Origin of the sequence: Stenotrophomonas maltophilia group sp. RNC7 (assembly GCF_030910085.1) — a bacterium.
Taxonomy (GTDB): Bacteria; Pseudomonadota; Gammaproteobacteria; order Xanthomonadales; family Xanthomonadaceae; genus Stenotrophomonas; species Stenotrophomonas sepilia.
The window spans coordinates 1-1,059 of sequence record NZ_JAVFVN010000716.1 but is presented as its reverse complement, the minus strand read 5'-3'; the positions used below and the strand labels follow the sequence as shown (position 1 = coordinate 1,059).

The window sequence follows — 1,059 nt, the reverse complement described above, 5'->3', positions numbered from 1 at the left end:
CAACATAGTACTATCTAACTTAGTGGCTGATGGAGAGGAACAGTTATCAATTTTTGATGATATTGAGAAGAGGGAAAGACAATATAAATTAACAAATGTAATGGACGAGATTCGAAGTAAGTATGGGAGAAACAGTATCTTGAGAGGAATATCATACACTCCTGCTTCAACAATAAAATTTAGAAACACCTTGTTAGGAGGCCATAAGGCATGAAACAATTAAAAGTTCCCAAACCTGGGAGAGGCATGGTAAAGTGGAGTCCGTTCGCTGCAATGTCAGAACAGTTTCAAGGGATTAATCAAATCATTCAAGAACAAGTAAAAGTACCACGACCTATTCTGGATGAACAGCAAAAAGAAGAAATAGGATGGGTATTAAGAAAAGCGCTGCATTTAGAAAAAGAAGTGGATATTTGGTATTATAAAGACGGTTTTATTTTTCATGAGGTCATGGATGTCAAAAAAATTGATCTCAATACTAATCAAATCACTACAACAGATGCATTTAGATTTGAAAACAAATTGTATTTGACAGATGTTGTTGACTGTAAATTACGGATGTAACAATGTAGGGGTGCATGTATATGGATATTATTGACTTTGAAAAGGCTCGTAAGGTAAGGAGAAATAAGGAACGATTGACAACTAAAATTCAAATAGTAGAACGCATTTATATAGTGAATGGAAAAGTGAATTTTGAAGTATCTGGTGAGAAAGAAGTGCCAATTAATTTGTTAAATACAAGATATAAAGCTGAATTACATCAACTTTAATCAAATTAAAAAGAAAACTGATTAAAATATAGAAAAGAACACTCTACTATATAAAAAAATTGTGTATAATAAAATATATGTTTATTCACTATTATTTTAATTATTATAACTAATGTTAGCCCTCCAGGGGTTTTGATTGTATAAAAGAAATCAAAGCTTCTAGTGGGCTTTTTTGTGTCTAAAAATGTGAAAATGATTGATACTCAAACAAAAAAAGTAGAATGGATGTGATAAATTTAATACATGAATAGAAAGAAGAGCAATTTAACGATATCAATAAATAATA

At 30.5% G+C, this 1,059-nt stretch carries 2 protein-coding genes and 1 pseudogene; all 3 read left to right on the top strand.

Annotation, left to right across the window (positions count from 1 at the left end; translation table 11 throughout):
• Positions 1-214, top strand: a pseudogene (locus RCF13_RS15635) (hypothetical protein); the annotation flags it as partial.
• Entirely contained in the window at positions 211-564 is a 354-nt protein-coding gene (locus RCF13_RS15630; RefSeq protein ID WP_308141332.1) for a YolD-like family protein, read from the top strand. The pseudogene RCF13_RS15635 and the gene RCF13_RS15630, both read left to right, overlap by 4 nt.
• Positions 565-584: 20 nt before the next feature.
• Positions 585-773 carry a hypothetical protein gene (locus tag RCF13_RS15625; RefSeq protein ID WP_308141331.1) on the top strand — a complete coding sequence of 63 codons (189 nt, stop codon included), beginning with the start codon at positions 585-587 and terminating at the stop codon, positions 771-773.
• Positions 774-1,059: the final 286 nt, after the last annotated feature.

Excerpts from the sequence above, each read along its gene's own strand:
- RCF13_RS15630 (WP_308141332.1), top strand. The coding sequence starts at position 211 with ATGAAACAATTAAAAGTTCCCAAACCTGGGAGAGGCATGGTAAAGTGG.
- RCF13_RS15625 (WP_308141331.1), top strand. The coding sequence starts at position 585 with ATGGATATTATTGACTTTGAAAAGGCTCGTAAGGTAAGGAGAAATAAG.